This window comes from Candidatus Uhrbacteria bacterium (assembly GCA_016187485.1).
In the GTDB taxonomy this organism is placed as follows: Bacteria; Patescibacteriota; Patescibacteriia; order UBA9934; family UBA10169; genus JACPJO01.
Genome location: JACPJO010000002.1, coordinates 1 through 17,817, shown reverse-complemented (window position 1 = coordinate 17,817; position 17,817 = coordinate 1). Strand labels below are relative to the sequence as shown.

The window sequence follows — 17,817 nt, the reverse complement described above, 5'->3', positions numbered from 1 at the left end:
TGTTAGCCAAAATGATGGGCACATCCGTTTTCGGTTTTTTGAGGGATCCTTGTGTTAGAATGTATGTGCTATGTTTTCCCGTGAACTTCTCCTCGACCTGCGCTGGCTTTTCGAGGGCTGGGGCATTTCTCCTAACGACTGGTACGTAACAGGCGAGGCCGCCATGCACGTATGGGGCTACCCCATCACCATGCGCGAGGGCCAGATGGATATTCTCGTATGCCGATCGGCATGGCCGTGGCCGCGCTCTCTCGAGCAAGTCTCCCTTCTCCCCGACACAGACACAGAGGGAGATCGGGCTCTCCAACATTTTGTGGAGAAGCATGGCATGCATTTAGACATTCATCCGCTTCCGCACGTCGGCCTCTCAGCAGAAGATCGCTTGGCACACACCGACTGGTATCCAGACCCCTCGCACGTGCGTGCCCTCTTGCCGTGGGCAGGAGTTTTGCACCGAAAACTTATCGTGGAATTTTACGAGAGTGATCCCACCACAGGGCTCGCGGCGTTCGACCAGAAAAAATTTCTGCGGTGGAACAAATTTGTAGAGGAGGTTGAGGGAATCGCTCAGACAAAGAGCGATACAAAAACGATTGAGACGTGCCAGATGGTGTATCCGGCCATTGCGCGGGCTATTGCATTTTTTGACAAAGGAGCCGAAGAGATCGGTGGGGCGACAGAGGAACTTCGCGGAAGCGGCGCATTTCCCGGCCTTGTAACAGGGGAGGCTGTCCTTTGGAAAAACGATACGGACGTTGAAGGAAAAATCGTGATTCTCGATCAAGCTCTTCCTTCCCATATTACAGCCCTACGCACGGCACGCGGTATCGTCACAAATCAGGGCGGCCTTTTAAGCCATGCCGCCACCATTGCACGCGAGTTTGGCATCCCCACCGTTATCGGCACCCGCCGCGCGACCAGCATTATTTCTGACGGAGATATTGTGGAACTTGATGGCGAGACAGGCATCGTGCGCCTCTGCACTTAATAACACTATGACCCTCTTATACATCCTTACGGCGAGTATCGTCTCCGGTCTCGTGGCGCTCCTTCTTGCCTTCGCCATTCTTAAGGGCCGGTTGTGGTCGCATGACCGCTCGCATCTATTTTTGAGCTTTGCCGCCGGCACACTCCTCGCTCTTTCGTTCCTGGACCTCATCCCCGAAGCCTTCGAGTCGTTGGAAGAACTACGCGGAGGGGATGTCGTAGAGAGTGCTGCTCTTTACGTCCTTTTGGGTTTTCTCCTCTTTTACACCATTGAAAAATTCATCCTCTGGTACCACTGTCACCATGAACACTGCGAAGTTCACACCTCTAAGTCCATGATCCTGATCGGCGACACCCTTCACAATTTTCTCGACGGCATCGCCCTCGCCACCGCGTTCCTTGTCAGTCCCGCCGTGGGAGTTGTCACCACCATTGCTATCTTCTCGCATGAGATTCCGCAGGAGGTCGCTGACTTTAGCATCCTGCTCGCGAGCGGCATGAAAGGGAGTCGCGCGCTTTTGGCAAACGCGCTCTCCTCGCTTGCGAGTATCGCGGGCGCCCTTGCCACCTACACGTTCGCCACACGCCTTGAGATGGCCGTCCCCGTCCTCACAGCGCTTACCGCTGGCGGTTTCATCTACATCGCCGCCGCCGACATCATCCCCGAAATCCATCACGAACGCGGGCGCGCGCGTCTTGTCCGCCAATTCATCGCCTTCCTTGTGGGCGTCGGCCTCCTTGTTTTCCTCACAAGCCAGTTCGCTCACTAGGTATGCGCCAAACTCTCCTTGCGGCTGTTCTTCTCCTTGCGGTATTTTTTCCCGTTATCGCTATGGCAGAGGAAACTCCCACCCCCCCTGATGAATACATGAAAGGACGGGTTGAATCCGTCATGGGACCGCTCGAAACAGATTACCCATTCCCCACGGAGTCCATCCTACAAATACGCGTCACGGTGGAGGGATTGCCCGCCCCCGTGGAAGCCGAATATGCGGAAAACCCCTTGTCCTCATTCGATGATTTACAACCGGGGGATCGCGTGGTGATCGTGAAAACCTCCGCCTTCGCCGGAGAACCACGTTACATTATTCAGGACTTTTATCGTCTTCCTTCCCTTTTCCTCTTGACACTTCTGTTCGTATTTCTCGCTGTGTGCATCGCGCGATGGCGCGCGGTCACGGCACTTGCTGGTCTTTTTTGTTCTCTGCTCATCCTTGTGTATTTCACCGTACCCTCTATCGCAAACGGCGCCAGTCCGTTTTTGGTCGCCACCGTAAGCGCCTTCGTGATCGCCACTGTGTCTATTACCGTCGCGCACGGATTTTCCCGCCAAACACTCGTTGCTCTGGCAAGCACCTTGCTTACCCTCGCCGCTGCGGTAGGTTTCTCTGTCCTCGCCGTTTCTCTTTCGCGTATGCTCGGGTACGGAAGCGAGGATGCCTTCTCGCTCCAGTTCTCCAGTACCACATTCCAAAACCTGCGCGGTCTCTTGTTGGCTGGAATGATTATCGGCACGCTTGGGGTGCTCGACGACGTCACCACGACACAGACCGCGGCTATAAAAGAGTTCGCCGATGGAGGTCGTGAAACGCGCTCATCGCTCATACGAAAAGGAATTGCTGTCGGTAAAGAGCACGTAGCCTCCCTTATCAATACCCTGGCTCTTGCCTATGTCGGAGCATCGCTCCCCCTCATTCTCCTGTTTTCCTTAAACAGCGACATGATGCCAAAATGGGCCATCCTTAATAGCGAAGTTATCTCGGAAGAAATTGTGCGCACGCTCGTGGGCAGCGGCGCTCTTGTCCTTGCTGTTCCGCTCTCCACACTGCTCGCAGCTATCTATTACAGCCGCCGGTCCCGCGCAAGTGTATAACAGGGGAGGCGCAACACGCGCTCTTTTGTTATACTTGGGTCACTATGTCCGCGATTCGCAAACTGATTATCCCCGTGGCTGGATACGGCACACGGTTTCTTCCGGCCACAAAGGCCATGCCAAAGGAAATGCTCCCCATCATTGATAAGCCGACGATCCAGTACGTGGTGGAGGAAGCCGTCGCAAGCGGGATTACCGACATCATCCTGGTGACGGGTGCATCCAAACGCGCCGTCGAAGACCATTTTGACTATAACTACGATCTCCAGAATTGGCTCAAGAAACAAGGCAAAGAAGAACTGCGCGAGCGTATGAAGGAGATCGCCGACATGGCGAACTTCACCTACGTGCGGCAGAAAGGACCATACGGCAATGGCACGCCGGTCCTCAACTGCCGACATCTGATTGGCGACGAGCCATTCGCCGTTGCATGGGGAGATGAGTTTTTTTCAAGTCGCGTGCCGCGGCTCAAGCAACTCATGGACACCTACGAGAGACACCCGGGCATCGTGCTCACGGGGCTCAAGGTCGGGGACGAAGGGAAGCGCCGTTTTGCCATTGTGGATCCGGTAGCCGAGGTGCAGAAGAACGTTTGGGAGATTCGTGGGCTCGTGGAAAAACCCGGACCGGAAAAAGCACGATCGAACATCGCCGCTCTTGGCGGATACATTCTCCCGCCGGACATTTTCGAGGCGTTGCAACACACCAAAGTTGGCAAGAACGGAGAGCTTTGGCTGGTGGACGCCATCATTGCGCTTGCCAAGCACCATCCGATGTACGTCAAAATCGTCGAGGGTGTCTATCGCGATACGGGCACAAAAGAAGAGTGGCTTAAGACGAACATTGCCCTTGCTATGGAATCTAAAGAATTCCGTCACACGCTCAAACCGTTCCTCAAGACCCTCCTATGAAACGCGTCCTTCTCTTCGTTCTCCTTCTGCTCATCCTCCCCGGCCTCGGCTGTCGAGGCGGTTCGAAGGCTGCACGCGAGGCGCTCCTTACTCCCGTAAAACTCACTTGGTGGGGCGTGTTTGAAGATGGAACAAATTACCGGAAAGTCATCGCAGACTACACCACGATCCACCCAAATATCTCTATAAGCTACCGCCGATTTCGGTCGGAAGAGTATGAAGCGGCGCTCGTGCGCGCCTTCGCCGAGGGACGCGGTCCGGATATTTTTTCGGTACACAGCACCTGGCTCCCCAAGTACCAATCGCTGGCACAACCCATGCCACCAAGCGTGAAAGTCGTCTACCTCGAAGAGCAGGGGCGTCTGAAGAAAGAGATTGTCCCTGTTGTTCGCGAGGAGTCCACTCCTTCCATCCGCCAGTTGCGTGACCAGTTTGTTGAGGTGGTGGTGGACGACGTCGTCCGTCCGTATCAGTCCAAGCCCGGCGGATCTGCAGAGAATCGCATTTGGGCCCTGCCGTTTTTCGTGGATACAATGGCCCTCTATTACAACCGTGATTTGTTGAATACCGCCGGTATCGCCGAACCGCCCGAGGACTGGAGAACGTTCCAAGAAGACGTGAAAGCCCTCACACGCATCAATGCGGAAGGAGTTATCCTCCAATCGGGGGCAGGAATCGGCACAGGAGAAAATGTGGAGCGGTCGACGGACTTGCTCGCCGCCATCATGATGCAAAACGGCACAGAGATGCGCAGCCGCAGTACTGGCCAAGCGGCCTTTGCAAATGTGCCGCCCGGAGCATCCAACCAAGATATTCCCGCGCTCGATGCTCTGCGTTTCTACACCGACTTTGCCAACCCACTCAAGGAAGTCTACACGTGGAATGACAAGCGCCCATCGTCATTTGAAGCTTTCGCCAATGGCACGAGCGCGTTCTTCTTTGGCTACAGCTATCACGCCGCGCAAATCCGCGGGCGCAACCCCAAACTCGATGTTGCCGTAACAGAGCTTCCACAAATCGAGGGTGGGCGCGTCGTAAACGTGGCCAACTACTGGGTGGAGACGGTGGCGAAGAGCAGCAAGCAAGCTGACGCGGCATGGAGTTTCCTGGCTTTTGCCACGGGTAAGGATCACGTGACATCGTACCTCGAAAGCGCCAAGCGGCCGACGGCGCTACGTTCCCTGATTGAGACGCAGTTGGAAAGTGAGACGCTTGCCCCGTTCGCAAGCCAAGTGCTCACGGCGCAAAGCTGGTATCGCGGGCGCGATGTAAAGTCCGCCGAGGAAGCGCTTGTGGATCTCCTCGAGGATGCTCTCACGGCCGAAGATCCTTACGCGGAGCTCCGCATCGCGCAGAATAAAGTCAACCAGACACTATGAAGCGCCTCCTTGCCGTCACGATGTTCGTCTTCCTGTTCCCCATCCTCGCGCAGGCGGCCGAGGCCCCGCGTTGCAGCACCTACGGCGCTGACGTGGTTGGCCCCTTCATGAAGGATACCTGCCGCGTGTGCTACGACGAGGGCGTCTGCACGCTCGCAGATGTTATGGTTGTGCTCGGAAACGTCGCGCAATTTATTTTCGGTATCGTGGGATCTCTGGCGCTCCTATTGTTTGTTGTCGGCGGTATCTACTGGCTCACTTCTCGCGGAGAAAAAGAAGGAATACAAAAGGGGCGTCAATACTTCTGGGCAGCAACCGTGGGGCTTGTCATTTCTTTCTCCGCGTATCTTATTTTGAACACCGTTGTAAACGTGCTGACTTCTGGCGCGCCGGGGAGTGCGCCGGGAGGCATCGCTTGTGACGGCACAAACAACGGCGTGGTCTGCGGGGAAAACAGTGAGTGTTACGCGGGCCAGTGCCAAGATCTGTGCGCCATTACTAATTTGCAGGCGCGTGAGACCGATCCGCTCGCAGGCTACTCTTGCGTTGATCCGGCAGCATATGCATCCTTCCCCGGCGCCTGCGTGCCAAACCGGTGCGGCGAGGACACAACTGTTTCTTGCTGTGACGCAAATTACCTTCAGCTCTTTGCCCCCTCGGCCCCCTAATCACACACCTATGAAACGTTTCTTCTTTTTTCTCGCCCTTGCTCCTCTCCTCTTCCCTGTTGGTGTCCGGGCCATCACCACTCCTCCGCCTGCCGCGGAGAGCGTGAACGTCTCGGGCGCCACAGCGGCGGCCGCGGCCGAAGCTTCTCTGCCCGATCCGCTTGGCGTCACCGACGTGCGCGTGCTGGTGGGTCGCCTCATCAAGGCCATTCTCGGCATCAGCGGCATGCTAGCACTCCTCATGTTTGTGTGGGGCGGTCTCGTGTGGATGACCTCGCAAGGAGAGAAGGAGAAGATCGCCAAAGGCCAGAAAACCCTCGCGTGGGCGGTCATTGGGCTTGCCGTGCTCTTTACGGCGTACGCAGGGGTCAACTGGGTCGTGGGCGCTCTTACCGAGACGACCGGTGGATAGTTTTTTGACAAGTCATGTTATAATTTAAGCAACTTTTTCGTTTTTACTCTTTATCTTATGTCCACGTCTCTTTCATTAAAACGCATCATGGGGTACGGGCTTGGGGCGCTTGTGGCCCTCACCCTCATTGCTCCGACAGCCTTTGCCGTAGGAGAGGAAGATACCTTCTCCACAAGTGAGGACTCGCCAATCACGGCTTCCGAACTTCTGGAAGTAGATGACACGGGCCGCACCTTTGGCCAAGTGGCCGGCCTCGGTCAGCAAGACCTCCGCTACACGATTGCCCGCATTGTGCGCGCTATCATTACGTTCCTCGGTGTCGTGGCCGTCGTCATCATTCTCTGGGGTGGATTCAAGTGGATGACCTCCGGCGGCGCCGACGAGAAGGTGAAGGACGCGCGCAAACTTATTGTCATGGGTATCGTGGGACTCGCCATTGTGCTCTCCGCCTACGCCATTGCTAACTTCGTGATCACCTCACTTGTCACGGCAACATCCGGCGGTCCATCAGCGACCACTCCGTCTGGCTTCTAGCCATCTTGCTCGCTCCTTATGCTCCTTGCGATTGACACAGGACTTTCTCAAACGGGAGCAGCAGCAGGCTATGTGACGGCAGAGACAACTGCATCGGTTCCGGTGATCGTCGGGGTAGCCATAAAAGTGGCGCTCGGAGCTATCGGTGTGGCATTCATCCTGTTCCTTATCTACGGGGGAATTCTGTGGATGCTCGCGGCCGGCGACGTGGATAAGGTGAAGAAGGCGCGCTCGCTCATGATCAATTCCACATTGGCTGTCGTCGTGATCGTTGCGTCTTACGCTCTGGCAACATTCATCATTGATTCCCTTCTTACAACTATTACAACTTCTTAATCACGTATGTCTATCAAAAAAATTACACAGGGCGTGGCGGGCGCCATTGGCGGATCCCTTGCGTGGGTAAGCGTGGCGTTTGCGGTGCCAACCGGGCTTTCCGGTTCCAGCACGCAGCTTGATACGATCGGACAGAACGCGGGTTTGAGCGACGCCCAAGCAAGTGACTTGCCCACACTCATTGGAAATATCGTGAACGTCGTTCTCGGTGTCTTGGGAATCGTCTTCGTGATCCTTGTCGTCTACGGCGGCATCCAGTATATGCTGGCACAAGGGGATCCGAAGAAGGTGGAGCATGGCGTGGCTATTATTCGCCAGGCTATCATCGGACTTGTCATCACGGTGGCGGCGTATGCAATCTCGAACTTCGTGATTGACGCACTCATCACGGCAACGACAACGTAGTGGACGGGACGTGACTTCGACAAACAAACAACCCCTCCTTTGGTGAAAGGAGGGGTTGTTTTATCTCACCAAGCGACATGCGTACATGCGCATATCGATTCGTGGGATGTAGAGATGGGAGCGCGGGCAGCGCTTCGACCATCTCTACGAAGAGAGGGTGCCGTCCCTAGCCGGGACAGCTGTGATTGCCGATCGTGTAGGTCTTGTCTGACCCCACGATGCCCTGTGTGAGCGTCTGCAGAGAGGGGGTGGTGGCCAGACGGAACCCGTCGGTTCCCTGGCGAACCTCGACGCACGAGAAGTTGATCTCGCCGTCTTCGGTGGGGATGCTCACGTACTCGGCCGGGGCCAAGTACACCCCGCGCCCGAGCGGGTCCACGATGGACTGGCCGCCCCGGTGAAGGTAGGCGTCCACGTGGCCGAAGCGCACGAGGACCCAGCCTTCGGAAACGTTCGCCACCTTCCAGCAGTCGTCGCAGTTGGACCACTCGAGACCCGGGTTCCCGAACAGGTTCGGGATCTTCACGCGGCCGTTGATGACGCCGGTGTGCCGGTACCAGGTGGGATCCACATGCGGGGCCGAGATGTGGGACGGCGGGACGACAGCCGTCGTGGGCGACTCCGGCTGGAGGGCCGGGGCCGGCTCACGTGCGGCGACCGCTTCGAGCGTCTCGCTCTTGGCCTTCGCCGCGGCCAGCTCCTCACGGAGCTTGGCGTTCTCCTTCTTGGCCGCTTCCGCCTCGTTGTGCGCCCAGGTCTCGGCCTGGCGCATGGCCGCGAGCTCGAGCTCGGCCTCGGTCGTGTCGTCGTCCCCCGTGGAGAGCAGGTCGCTCTCCTCTGCCGCCAGGGGGGCGGGGTTGAAGGTGGTAGCGAACAGGACAGCCGCGATGGCGGCCACGGTGCTGATCGTCTTCATCGTCAGTCCTTCCATCCGCCCGACCGCTTGTCGACGCCCTGCAGGATGATCTGCTTGGCCTCGCTCGCGGACTTGGGCTCGTTGGTGGTGGTGTGTTCTTCGACCTTGTCCTTGCTGTCGTTCTTCTGTCCGACCTGCGCCTTCTTGGCCGTCTCGATGCGGGTCTGCAGGCTCCGGATCTCGGTCTCGATCGCCTGGCGATTGGCCTCGTCACCGGCCGAAATGGCCGCCGCGAGCGCCCGCTGGCTTTCGAACAGTTGCCCCGAGAGCTGAGTCACACTGCCCTGGAGCTCGCCGATCTGGTTGCCCAGAATCAGCAGCTGGCCCTGGGCGTGCGCCCGGTCCCGGGCGTTGCGAACTTCTTGCGAGAGGGCCGTGGCCTCGATACCGACCAACACGCTCTCCTGCATGTCCCACACGGTGGTGGTCATGTAGGTACGGGCGTAGCTGGCGCTCGGGTCGGGCTGACCTGCGTAGTAGATCGGGGCGTTGCCCACGAAGTACCCAGCGGGGCCCGTGAGGTTCACCGCGCCGCGGGAGGCGATGCGGATGCCCTCGGGCGTAGCCGGATCGGCGCAGACGCGCGTGTAGGAGCCGGGGCCGGTGCGGATCACAGAGATCTTCGAATCGGGGCACGGATCCGCCACGGCCTCCTGGGCCATGACGGAGTTGAGGTTGAAGAACATGGCCACGAGGGCCACCAGGATCACGATTCGCTTTTCCATCGTTCGTTTCCTTCCTTCTTGTCCAACACGGAGTGTCGGACGTTTTGTTTGTCGCACTTGTCACTCCAAACCCGCTGACAACACGGGGGGTTGTCACAAAAACAGGTCTGGAATGACAAGCTCTTTCAAAGAACGAACGTGCAAATTTACCAGAAAATCAGACTTTTGTCAAGGAATACTGCTTAAATTAGCCAATTCGAAAGCCAGGCGGTGAGGCCTGGCTGTCCTCCTTCGCCCTTGCGAGCTATGGAGGATGAGAAAGAAGGAACGTGGCTGTCAGTTGCTCGTGGGCAGAAGGCGTGCCTGTACGTACCCGCTCGGCAGAACTTCGACCTCGATCCCCTCGACGCTCGGCCGATCCAGATCCTTGTTCAGGACCCGCACCTGCTTGGTCTTGGAGTTGATGGTGTAGTTCGTGCCGGATGGGCAGCGTGCCTGGCGCACCGCCGGGTCTTCTGGGCAGGGGAAGAGATCGTCGAGCCGCACCATCTGGGTCGCCGGCTCAATCGCTCCCCACCACTCCCCATGGATGGTCTGTCCCTCGAGCGGGTAGGCGTGCTGTGTGTCTGGCGTTGCGTGCAGGAGTCCCGAGAAGATGCTCGTCTGGCTGAAGGCGAGTCCCTTGTACGGCTTGGGTGTCTGGCCGTCCATGGTGTGGATGATCCCATCAGGGCTCACCATCACCTTCAACTCGCCCATCACCTCTTCTCGGTCTCCAATCTCCATGCCGTTCTGGTAGATCTGTCCCTGTCGTAGTTCGAGCGCCCCCTCCTTGAACGTGCCGGCTCGCGGCACGATTCCCATGAAGGTGAGGATCACGATGGGCGTGACGCCCACCAGGAGACCCAGGGCGGGCTTGGCCTCGAAGGCGGAGAGAACCTTCCCCGTCGTCGAGTCCTTGCGGATCGCCGCCGCCTTCAGGAGCTCGCTCGAATTCTTTGTTGCGATCGTGTGCCAGCCGCTCGCCCCCGCCCAGCAGAAGAGGATGAACGTCCCCACGCGCAGTCCGAGCGCGAGGGTGCTCGATTCGATTCCCTTCTCGACCGCCACCGAACCCACGCCGATCCCCACGCCGAAGAGCAGGGCAACCAGCGTGTAGGAGGCGATCTTGAGGAGCGGCCAGTGGTTGTCGTAGTCGCGCAGTTCGTCCCGAGGTGGCAGCTCGATGCTCAACTCGTGCAGCAGTGCCTGCGCGGTGCGCAGGCTCATCCCGAGGATCGCCTCGCCCCCGCGCCACACGAGGTGGAGCAGGAGGAGGAAGAGGATGAGCGGAGCGCAGAATCCGAGCGAGGCGAGGTAGAGCCCGATCCGCATGCCGTAGCCGAGGAAGTACTTGGTCATCTCGTCGCCCTTGAAGGGCATGTAGGTGAGGAACGTGGCTGCGAGGTAGCAGAGCATGCCCGCCGCGAAGATCCACGCGCAGGTCTTGAACTTCCTCGTCCAGCGCCGGACCTCGGGATCCGTGGCCACCTGTCCCAGGCTACGGAGTCCCCGGCGCAGGTAGTCGGGGGCGTTCTTCGCCGCTTCGGCCACCTCGTGCAGGTGGTTGTGGGCCTCCTGCAGAGCGGCGGTGTCGTAGCTCGCGTAGCCGCCGGCCAGCATGATGGCCGTGAAGGCGGCGTGGAGGTCCACCGTGTCGGTTGCAGAGTCGTATGCCGCGATGACGAGGCGGATGAGCCCCGCATCGGCGCAGTTGCGCTCCTGTTCGATCATATCTTCGACGATGCGGTTGCGCCCCTCGAGCCAGCCGATCCGGTCCCATTCCTCCCACAGTGCCCGCGCCCGAGCCTGTTCGGACGTATCGGGCGTGTTGGGGTCTTGGGGGCCGGGACGGTGTCCCTCGGGCTTGTGCAGATCCATCGCCTGCATGGCGGCCTTGTGCAGGGCACCGGTGACGCTGTTGTGGGCCTTCTGATTGTCCCACCGCTCGGTCATGAGCTGGGTGAAGACCGTTCCCTTCGGCGCTGTGGGGGTGGTCACCGCGAGGTGAGCGAAGTGCTTCCCACAGAACGTGTACCCGCCAGCGATCGCTTCGTCGTAGGTCGTCTCGCCCACCTGGTAGGGGACGGGACGCGTGTCCACGTCGATCTGTCGCGGAGCGCCACCCGGGCCGCCCATCTGCACGTGCGTGTGCTTGTCCTTGCTGTCGTAGACCTTCTTCTGGTCGGCCAGGAGCCCATCGCACCCGGCGTGGCACACGAACGTCGTGCTGCCGGCCGTGAGCGTTTCGAGCTTCTCGTCCTCTTCGGGCATGGTCTGGGCCGCGGCGCCGGTGAGGATCTCCCCCCACTTGGCCTTGAGCTCGTCATCGCGGTTCTGGCGAGCTAGATCGCGCAACTCCTCGACGAGCTCGCGCGGGGCGTGCGCCACAGCGCGCGTGAGCACGGTCTTGAAGTGCCGTGCCCGGCCCTGGCCTACGCTCGCAGCGAACTTGTCGGTGATGAAGTGCTCGATGAGCTTCGTGCCGAAGAGCGCGGGGCCCGAGATGGCGGTGAGCACCGCCTTCAGGGTTCCCACGTCCTCGCCCGCGAGCGTCTTGAGAAGCTTCATGGTGGGGGGAGCCCCACGCACGCCGATCCAGTGGGCGCCCTCGGAGATGACGTAGTCGAGCCCTGCCTTCTGAACGAACGGATATGCCATGACGTGACCTCTTGTTCAAGACCCGTGGCTGTTGGGTCCGCTTGTACATTGTACCGGAGCCACCGGTACCGTGTTGTCCATTGGGAAATGCCGAATTCTGCGCCAAAGGCGCAGACCCTCTGCCAGAGGCAGAGAAGACTGTTTTTTAGCAAAAAAACGGGGCTTCGTCAAGCCCCGATGGTGTCCGTGATTTCTTTGCGGTCTCTGTTCCCTCCCACAAGCGTCGCTCCCACGAGCTTTTCTCCATCGTAAAAACGCTGAACGACATACCCGTCCCCCGCTCGCCCCGTAACCTCTACGCGTGTGGCAAGCCCCCGCCGTGTATCGCCAATGAAAATAATGTCTGCGTCATAAATTTTTGTTGCATAGCTCGTGACCAGACGAAACTCGGTGCGTTCCCCCGCCATCGTTTTTCCCACCGCACGCCCCTGCATCAGTGCCGCTGTCCAATTCCCGGAAAGCGTCTGCCGTCCAGTAAAAGGATCTTCATACTCGCAAATATCTCCTGCAGCAAATACCCCCGGAGCGCTTGTCTCTAAAAAACGATTCGTCACAACTCCTGCCGAGGTTTTCACCCCACCCTTTTCAATCCAACGCAGATCACGTGCAAGCCCCACCCCAATCCCCAGCATATTTACCTCACAGGGGGCTCCGGTCGTGTGCGCCACAACTTTTTCTTCCTTCACTTCCATATCTGCAAGCGTCGTCCCAGGCCATACCTCCACATGATGCTCCAATAATTTTGCGTGAATGAGCCGCCCGCTTTCCTGGTCAAGCACCTGTGACCAGAACCACGGCCCACGGTGAAAGCAGGTAACAGACACGTCGACCGCATCAAAGATATTGAGAAACTCGCAGGCAATAAACCCTCCGCCGTACACGGCAGCACGGTCATTTGTCTCACGCTCACCGAGTAACTGACAGAGATGGTCGGCATCATCAAGCGTCTGCAAATAGCACACACCGCGCGCATCTCCGTTGATACATCGCGGCTCGCCACCCGTGGTAAGAAGAAGTTTGTCGTAGGGAATTTCCCGCGCGCTCTCCAGTTCCACGTGATTGTTCCTGGCATCAAACGAAACCACCCGTTCTCCGCGTAGATATTCAATGCGCTGTTGTCTATACCACGCATCCGTTTTCAAAAAGACCCGCTCGCGCGGAATTTTTCCCTTCACATAGTGCGGCAAAAGCACGCGGGAATAGAGTGCATGCTGCTCGTCCCCGATGAGAACGATCTCTCCGTCTGGGTCGCGCTTGCGAATTTCCTCGGCCGCCGTGGTTCCTGCAATGCCTGCCCCCACGATCACATAGCGCATCATACGTCGGGGAATACCTTTGTCCCGTCTTCCTTAAAAATAGAAATCGCAAGCGTGGGGCACGATTGGGCGCCAAGCAAAATATTTTCGTACTCCTCTTCATTCACCTCAAGCGTACGCTCAAACGTGCGTCCACCCGGTTCCGTCCCATGATCAAGCACGACGGCGAGATTTTCGTCATTTAGTTGAAACGTCTCGGGCGCAATCGTGACGCACGACGCTGCCCCAATGCATAAATCTCGGTCCACCACCACACGAATCTTCATACAGTGCCAAAATATTTTTCCTTGTAGAATCGAATGAGTTCCTCTACGGCGGGTAAAACTTCCGGGTTGCCGATACCGACTTTCGTCTTCGCCTGCACCGCCTCAATCGTTGCGGCTCCTTCCAGCACGGCCTCCTCGATGTCTTTATCGGTCACGTGCGCCTGTGGGTCAATCACCCGCGCGGACTCGGCCACGATCTTATCAAATTGCTCCGTTTGGCGGTAGTAGTCGTTGATCGCGTCGCGCAGCGCTTTGTCGCAGAGCACGGAACAGTGAAACTTACGCGGAGGCAGTCCCCCAAGCCGCGCCATGATGTCCTGCGGACGAAGTTTGCGTGCCGCGGTAAGCGTCATGCCATCATCCTCCGTCACCATCACCGAGGCCATAGAGGTTGACGCAATGGCCGAGCCACACCCAAAAGTCTTCCAACGAAACGTCTGGATGCGCTCCGTTGCGGGATCCACCTGCATCCATACTTGGAGCTCGTCGCCGCAGGCGGGAGATCCCACTTTTCCGCGCGCGTTAAAACTTCCCGCCTCTGGCTCCCCATCCAAAAAGTTACGTGGGTGGAAAAAGTGGTCCTTCACGATATCGGAATAAAACCAGCTCGTCTTTTTGTCATGGCTTGTCACGTCTCCGCTCATACGTGTGTGGCAACTTTTGGTTTCCAATATTTATCGTCTACGAAGACCGGCGAGATCGCCCGAAGTTTTTTTACAAGTGGTGGGAGCACTTCCATCACGTAGTCTACATCGTCTTGTGTCGTGCTTCGCCCAAGCGAAAAGCGAATCGAGCCGTGTGCCACTTCGAAGGGCACCCCAAGTGAGAGAATAACATGGCTTGGATCAAGCGACGCGCTCGTGCATGCCGAACCGGTGGAGACAAAAATACCTGCCGCATCGAGATAGAGAACAAGAGCCTCCCCCTCAATGTCCATAAAGGAAATATTGAGGTTGTTTGGGAGACGCAACATGGGGTGTCCGTTCAACCGTGTTTTTGGGATTTCGCGAAGAATCCTCTCTGCAAGTCTATCGCGCAAAGCGCCTTGCCGCTCGTTCTCTTTTCCCACCGTCTCTTGAGCAATCTCAAGCGCGCACGCAAGCCCCACGGCCCCGGCAACATGCTCGGTGCCGCCACGCAATCCCCGCTCTTGCGCACCCCCAAACTGGAGCGGCGTGACCTTGAGCCCACGTTTTATATAGAGCGCTCCGATACCTTTTGGCCCATAGATTTTTGAGCCGTTAATCGTGAGCAAATCCACATGCAACTTTTCCACACCAAGTGGAAGTGCCCCAGCTGCCTGACACGCATCCGTGTGGAGGGCGACCTTGTCGGGAAGTTCTCGACCTATTTCGGCGATAGGTTGGATTGTGCCAATCTCGTTGTTTGCGTACATGATCGAGACGAGTGTCGTCTCTGGTCGCAGGGCGCGGACAACATCTTCCGCATCTACCAATCCCTCGGAACTTACCGCAACCCGTGTGACGTTAAACCCCTCCTTCTTTTCCAGGTGCGCCACCGCCTCGAGCACCGCCTGATGTTCAAACGTTGTTGTGACGACATGTTTCCCTTCACCCGCGTGTGCCCTAGCATACCCCAACACGGCTAAGTTGTCCGACTCTGTGCCACCGGAGGTAAACAAAATCTCATCCGCCCGCGCACCAAGAATCGCGGCGACACGTTCGCGCGCCTCTTCAAGCGCATCTTTCACCACCTTCCCCTTCATGTGAAAGCTCGACGGGTTTCCGTAGGACTCCTTGAGAAATGGCAACATCACCTCGAGCACTCGAGGATCCATCGGGGTCGCCGCCGCATGATCCAAATACACGTCCCTCATAGCGAGGTTGTAGTGAACCAAGTTTTCCGAGCTTTGTCTACTCCTCGGCTTCTTCAGGTTTGTAGAGAAACTTCACCGGATCGTCGTAAAATTCTTTCATGCATTTCGCGCTGCAAAATCGGTAATCGCGGTCGCTGTAGTGCACAGAGAAATCCGTCCCCTCGGGAAGGGCGAAAAGACACACACGGCACGTTGTTGGTTCCTCTTCTGGGCGGTGGATGGTCATAGAGAGAGAAGGTGAAGGGAAGTAAGAAGCCGGGCAACGGCATACCCAAGCGCAATGGCGATACCGCCAACCAGAACCATTTCAAGAACGCTTTTCCAGAGCGAGCGTTTCGTGTATCGCACGCTCCACACACCAAGAAGGAGGAGGGAAAGAAGCGTGAGGCCGATGGAAACGGACGCGAGGGGCTGCCATCTGTCCTCGTCCCCTGCAAAGATATAGGGGAGAATAGGAACGAAGCCCGCAACGATATACGAGATCCCCATTATACCGGCTCCAAGCACCGGGTGGAGGAGGTCGCCCTCGCCCTCGGCATGGACAACGGCGCCGGCCACCTTGCTTGAGAGGTAGCTCCCCGCTGCCATCGAAAAGGCTTCGGCCACTATAAGAACCGTCCCTGCAAAGACAACGAGAGGTGGGTAGGTAAATCCTGCCGCCATGCCGGTGACAGCGCCAACGGTAGAAACCAGGCTGTCCTCCAGACCAAAAACAATTTCGCGGATATAGGAACGTGCAAGAGGGACGTGATGCCGCATACCGAATTTAGTATAACCGCTTTCTTTGCTTTTGTCGTTGTGTTTGATAAGATCGCCGTACATTTCGGCCTGGTAGCCAAGTGGTAAGGCGGGGGTCTGCAAAACCCCTACGCGGCGGTCCGATTCCGCCCCAGGCCTCCAGAATCAAACTTTTTTCAAATTTCCCGACCATTTCGCTGGCGGCACGAAGTGCCGCCCAAGCATTTCCCCCAGACAAATCCTCTCCGCTCGGCGCGCAGAGGCGCGCCTCGCGGTTGGCCAAAACGAGGTTCGACCCAAAGATTTCTTTGGCGGCAACCTTTTTGCCAAAAAGGTTGCCCTCCCGTGCGATTTTAGGCAAGTTCCTTGCCTCTTTTATCCATTCCGACATCGGTTCGATCCAGCCAGTCCTCTTTTGTTCAAGAGTGGTGGTATTTTCTTCCAGCGACTTTTTCGTGGAAAGCAGTTTAGCTTTTTCCTCGCGGTAAATATCGCGGTCTATATCCTGCTCCAAATAGCCGTCTAAAAGTCGCTGGAGTTTGGTTTGAATATCTACAACTCTATCTCTGTTTTCTTGAACAAAAGCGGCAGAAGATTGGGCGGTTTCCATTTTGTCTTTTTCCAGCATTTTCAAAAGGTCTTCCGCCCAATCTTCTCTCAAAGAAAATTTTTGAAGCAGAGAGGAAATTTGTTTGTCCAGTTTTTCTTGGCGAATACAAGGTTCTTTGCACTTCATCAGTTTGTTTTTCCGCGTGCAGTGGTAATAGGTGTAGTAATGCTCGTTGCCATTCTTTTGTCGCTTAACCTTGTATTCGCCAGTTATGCCCATGCCGCAAGTGCCGCATTTGAGCAAACCACAAAACACTTGAGGTTCGTTCTTGGTTTTGTGGTGTGGTCTGCCTCTCTGTTTCAAAATTTCCTGAACTTGGTCAAAAATTTTCTTTGAGATGACCGGCTGGTGTTTGCCCTCGTGAACTTCGCCAGCATACCGGAACAGCCCGACATAGAACGGATTGGAAAGGATAAAAGAAATTCTGTCTCGTTTCAGATTTTTGTTGCCGCGCGAAGTAATACCCTGTTGCGCCAAAAAGTTGGAAATATCTTCCAAGCGAGAATTATTTTCAGCGTAAAGATCAAACGCTTTGCGAATGAGTGAGGCGCGCTTTTTATCCACAACCACGCTTTTATTACGCGAATCGTTGAGATAGCCAATCGGCGCCAAACTTGGATATTCTCCGCGCCTCACTTTTTGGCGCAACCCTCTTTTTGTATTTTCGGCAAGCGAATCAATGTAGTATTTGCTTTGCCCAAAAACAATATTGAGCATGAACTTACCTTGTGGCGTATTCTCGAACCACAGCGTTGGAAATTTCAACGCCGCAAGACGCCCGCAATCCAAAAGGTAAATGATACGCCCGCCGTCCACAGAATTGCGCGCCAACCTATCCGCGTGCCAAGCCAAAATTCCGTCTGCCTCACCGTCCTCAATCTTTTTCAACATTTCCCCAAATATCGGACGGCCCGGAATTTTGGCGCTCTGCTTTTCAATAAAGACATCAACGATATTCAAATTTTCTTGTTTCGCAAAGGCGCGCAATTCTGCAATTTGGTCATCAATCGAACGCACTTGTTTATCTTCCACATCGGTGGACTTGCGGGCATAAAGAAAAAATTTATTGTTGTTCATGCTCATATATTTTTAGTTAATAATTGGGCAAAGCAAATGAAACGAGACAGAATTACAATCGCACGGGAGTCGAACCTCGTTTTGGCCAACCGCGAGGCGCGCCTCTGCGCGCCGAGCGGAGAGGATTTGTCTGGGGGAAATGCTTGGGCGGCACTTCGTGCCGCCAGCGAAATGGTCGGGAAATTTG

General features: G+C 56.7%; 20 protein-coding genes, 1 tRNA gene and 2 pseudogenes. 12 read left to right on the top strand and 11 right to left on the bottom strand.

Annotation, left to right across the window (positions count from 1 at the left end; genetic code table 11):
• The first annotated feature begins 70 nt into the window (after positions 1-70).
• From HYW18_00545 to HYW18_00500, 10 genes are read left to right on the top strand one after another with little or no spacing between them, the layout of a single operon-like run.
• Complete coding sequence (locus tag HYW18_00545) at positions 71-988, top strand: hypothetical protein (GenBank protein MBI2484635.1); 918 nt, start codon at positions 71-73, stop codon at positions 986-988.
• A 7-nt stretch (positions 989-995) separates the two neighbouring features.
• Positions 996-1,757, top strand: coding sequence for a ZIP family metal transporter (locus tag HYW18_00540; protein MBI2484634.1), 762 nt, complete (start codon positions 996-998; stop codon positions 1,755-1,757).
• Positions 1,758-1,759: 2 nt separating this feature from the next.
• The gene (locus HYW18_00535; protein ID MBI2484633.1) at positions 1,760-2,860 is read left to right on the top strand and encodes a YibE/F family protein; all 1,101 of its coding nucleotides are present in this window, start codon (positions 1,760-1,762) and stop codon (positions 2,858-2,860) included.
• A 44-nt stretch (positions 2,861-2,904) separates the two neighbouring features.
• Positions 2,905-3,771 (top strand): UTP--glucose-1-phosphate uridylyltransferase, encoded by an 867-nt coding sequence (locus HYW18_00530; protein MBI2484632.1) that lies wholly within the window; start codon positions 2,905-2,907, stop codon positions 3,769-3,771.
• Positions 3,768-5,150 carry an extracellular solute-binding protein gene (locus HYW18_00525; protein ID MBI2484631.1) on the top strand — a complete coding sequence of 461 codons (1,383 nt, stop codon included), beginning with the start codon at positions 3,768-3,770 and terminating at the stop codon, positions 5,148-5,150. Before HYW18_00530 ends, HYW18_00525 begins: the two co-directional genes overlap by 4 nt.
• Positions 5,147-5,818 (top strand): hypothetical protein, encoded by a 672-nt coding sequence (locus HYW18_00520; GenBank protein ID MBI2484630.1) that lies wholly within the window; start codon positions 5,147-5,149, stop codon positions 5,816-5,818. Before HYW18_00525 ends, HYW18_00520 begins: the two co-directional genes overlap by 4 nt.
• A gap of 10 nt (positions 5,819-5,828) precedes the next feature.
• Positions 5,829-6,230, top strand: coding sequence for a hypothetical protein (locus HYW18_00515; GenBank protein ID MBI2484629.1), 402 nt, complete (start codon positions 5,829-5,831; stop codon positions 6,228-6,230).
• Between the two features lie 57 nt (positions 6,231-6,287).
• On the top strand, positions 6,288-6,764 hold the full coding sequence (locus tag HYW18_00510; GenBank protein ID MBI2484628.1) for a hypothetical protein: 477 nt from the start codon (positions 6,288-6,290) through the stop codon (positions 6,762-6,764).
• Positions 6,765-6,782: 18 nt separating this feature from the next.
• Positions 6,783-7,100, top strand: coding sequence for a hypothetical protein (locus tag HYW18_00505; protein ID MBI2484627.1), 318 nt, complete (start codon positions 6,783-6,785; stop codon positions 7,098-7,100).
• 6 nt (positions 7,101-7,106) lie between these two features.
• Positions 7,107-7,505 carry a hypothetical protein gene (locus tag HYW18_00500; protein ID MBI2484626.1) on the top strand — a complete coding sequence of 133 codons (399 nt, stop codon included), beginning with the start codon at positions 7,107-7,109 and terminating at the stop codon, positions 7,503-7,505.
• A 166-nt stretch (positions 7,506-7,671) separates the two neighbouring features.
• On the opposite strand, the gene HYW18_00495 is transcribed toward HYW18_00500, so the two are convergent.
• From HYW18_00495 to HYW18_00455, 9 genes are all read right to left on the bottom strand, one after another.
• Complete coding sequence (locus tag HYW18_00495) at positions 7,672-8,436, bottom strand: hypothetical protein (GenBank protein MBI2484625.1); 765 nt, start codon at positions 8,434-8,436, stop codon at positions 7,672-7,674.
• Positions 8,424-9,146 (bottom strand): hypothetical protein, encoded by a 723-nt coding sequence (locus HYW18_00490; GenBank protein MBI2484624.1) that lies wholly within the window; start codon positions 9,144-9,146, stop codon positions 8,424-8,426. The genes HYW18_00495 and HYW18_00490 overlap by 13 nt, the downstream gene beginning before the upstream one ends.
• Positions 9,147-9,422: 276 nt before the next feature.
• A complete protein-coding gene (locus HYW18_00485; protein MBI2484623.1) occupies positions 9,423-11,786 on the bottom strand; it encodes a hypothetical protein in 2,364 nt (787 codons plus the stop codon).
• Between the two features lie 167 nt (positions 11,787-11,953).
• A complete protein-coding gene (locus HYW18_00480) occupies positions 11,954-13,105 on the bottom strand; it encodes an NAD(P)/FAD-dependent oxidoreductase (GenBank protein ID MBI2484622.1) in 1,152 nt (383 codons plus the stop codon).
• Complete coding sequence (locus tag HYW18_00475) at positions 13,102-13,368, bottom strand: ferredoxin (GenBank protein ID MBI2484621.1); 267 nt, start codon at positions 13,366-13,368, stop codon at positions 13,102-13,104. Before HYW18_00475 ends, HYW18_00480 begins: the two co-directional genes overlap by 4 nt.
• Positions 13,365-14,012 (bottom strand): iron-sulfur cluster assembly scaffold protein, encoded by a 648-nt coding sequence (locus HYW18_00470; GenBank protein MBI2484620.1) that lies wholly within the window; start codon positions 14,010-14,012, stop codon positions 13,365-13,367. Before HYW18_00470 ends, HYW18_00475 begins: the two co-directional genes overlap by 4 nt.
• A complete protein-coding gene (locus HYW18_00465) occupies positions 14,009-15,205 on the bottom strand; it encodes an aminotransferase class V-fold PLP-dependent enzyme (GenBank protein MBI2484619.1) in 1,197 nt (398 codons plus the stop codon). Before HYW18_00465 ends, HYW18_00470 begins: the two co-directional genes overlap by 4 nt.
• Before the next feature lie 37 nt (positions 15,206-15,242).
• Positions 15,243-15,431 (bottom strand): YHS domain-containing protein, encoded by a 189-nt coding sequence (locus tag HYW18_00460; protein MBI2484618.1) that lies wholly within the window; start codon positions 15,429-15,431, stop codon positions 15,243-15,245.
• Complete coding sequence (locus HYW18_00455; GenBank protein MBI2484617.1) at positions 15,428-15,964, bottom strand: VIT1/CCC1 transporter family protein; 537 nt, start codon at positions 15,962-15,964, stop codon at positions 15,428-15,430. Before HYW18_00455 ends, HYW18_00460 begins: the two co-directional genes overlap by 4 nt.
• A gap of 66 nt (positions 15,965-16,030) precedes the next feature.
• Here HYW18_00455 and HYW18_00450 point away from each other — a divergent pair.
• Positions 16,031-16,105, top strand: a tRNA-Cys gene (locus HYW18_00450).
• Positions 16,106-16,616: 511 nt separating this feature from the next.
• On the opposite strand, the pseudogene HYW18_00445 reads toward HYW18_00450, so the two are convergent.
• Both HYW18_00445 and HYW18_00440 read right to left on the bottom strand, forming a co-directional pair.
• Positions 16,617-16,772 (bottom strand): annotated as a pseudogene (locus HYW18_00445) (hypothetical protein).
• A gap of 72 nt (positions 16,773-16,844) precedes the next feature.
• A pseudogene (locus tag HYW18_00440) lies at positions 16,845-17,270 on the bottom strand (recombinase family protein).
• Here HYW18_00440 and HYW18_00435 point away from each other — a divergent pair.
• Positions 17,247-17,817 (top strand): hypothetical protein (locus HYW18_00435; protein ID MBI2484616.1); only part of this gene is annotated, 571 nt, incomplete at its 3' end. The pseudogene HYW18_00440 and the gene HYW18_00435 overlap by 24 nt on opposite strands.

What these genes read in the sequence shown, in the direction of transcription:
- HYW18_00545 (MBI2484635.1), top strand. Translation starts at nt 71, where the DNA reads ATGTTTTCCCGTGAACTTCTCCTCGACCTGCGCTGGCTTTTCGAGGGC.
- HYW18_00540 (MBI2484634.1), top strand. Translation starts at nt 996, where the DNA reads ATGACCCTCTTATACATCCTTACGGCGAGTATCGTCTCCGGTCTCGTG.
- HYW18_00535 (MBI2484633.1), top strand. Translation starts at nt 1,760, where the DNA reads ATGCGCCAAACTCTCCTTGCGGCTGTTCTTCTCCTTGCGGTATTTTTT.
- HYW18_00530 (MBI2484632.1), top strand. Translation starts at nt 2,905, where the DNA reads ATGTCCGCGATTCGCAAACTGATTATCCCCGTGGCTGGATACGGCACA.
- HYW18_00525 (MBI2484631.1), top strand. Translation starts at nt 3,768, where the DNA reads ATGAAACGCGTCCTTCTCTTCGTTCTCCTTCTGCTCATCCTCCCCGGC.
- HYW18_00520 (MBI2484630.1), top strand. Translation starts at nt 5,147, where the DNA reads ATGAAGCGCCTCCTTGCCGTCACGATGTTCGTCTTCCTGTTCCCCATC.
- HYW18_00515 (MBI2484629.1), top strand. Translation starts at nt 5,829, where the DNA reads ATGAAACGTTTCTTCTTTTTTCTCGCCCTTGCTCCTCTCCTCTTCCCT.
- HYW18_00510 (MBI2484628.1), top strand. Translation starts at nt 6,288, where the DNA reads ATGTCCACGTCTCTTTCATTAAAACGCATCATGGGGTACGGGCTTGGG.
- HYW18_00505 (MBI2484627.1), top strand. Translation starts at nt 6,783, where the DNA reads ATGCTCCTTGCGATTGACACAGGACTTTCTCAAACGGGAGCAGCAGCA.
- HYW18_00500 (MBI2484626.1), top strand. Translation starts at nt 7,107, where the DNA reads ATGTCTATCAAAAAAATTACACAGGGCGTGGCGGGCGCCATTGGCGGA.
- HYW18_00495 (MBI2484625.1), bottom strand. Translation starts at nt 8,436, where the DNA reads ATGGAAGGACTGACGATGAAGACGATCAGCACCGTGGCCGCCATCGCG.
- HYW18_00490 (MBI2484624.1), bottom strand. Translation starts at nt 9,146, where the DNA reads ATGGAAAAGCGAATCGTGATCCTGGTGGCCCTCGTGGCCATGTTCTTC.
- HYW18_00485 (MBI2484623.1), bottom strand. Translation starts at nt 11,786, where the DNA reads ATGGCATATCCGTTCGTTCAGAAGGCAGGGCTCGACTACGTCATCTCC.
- HYW18_00480 (MBI2484622.1), bottom strand. Translation starts at nt 13,105, where the DNA reads ATGATGCGCTATGTGATCGTGGGGGCAGGCATTGCAGGAACCACGGCG.
- HYW18_00475 (MBI2484621.1), bottom strand. Translation starts at nt 13,368, where the DNA reads ATGAAGATTCGTGTGGTGGTGGACCGAGATTTATGCATTGGGGCAGCG.
- HYW18_00470 (MBI2484620.1), bottom strand. Translation starts at nt 14,012, where the DNA reads ATGAGCGGAGACGTGACAAGCCATGACAAAAAGACGAGCTGGTTTTAT.
- HYW18_00465 (MBI2484619.1), bottom strand. Translation starts at nt 15,205, where the DNA reads ATGAGGGACGTGTATTTGGATCATGCGGCGGCGACCCCGATGGATCCT.
- HYW18_00460 (MBI2484618.1), bottom strand. Translation starts at nt 15,431, where the DNA reads ATGACCATCCACCGCCCAGAAGAGGAACCAACAACGTGCCGTGTGTGT.
- HYW18_00455 (MBI2484617.1), bottom strand. Translation starts at nt 15,964, where the DNA reads ATGCGGCATCACGTCCCTCTTGCACGTTCCTATATCCGCGAAATTGTT.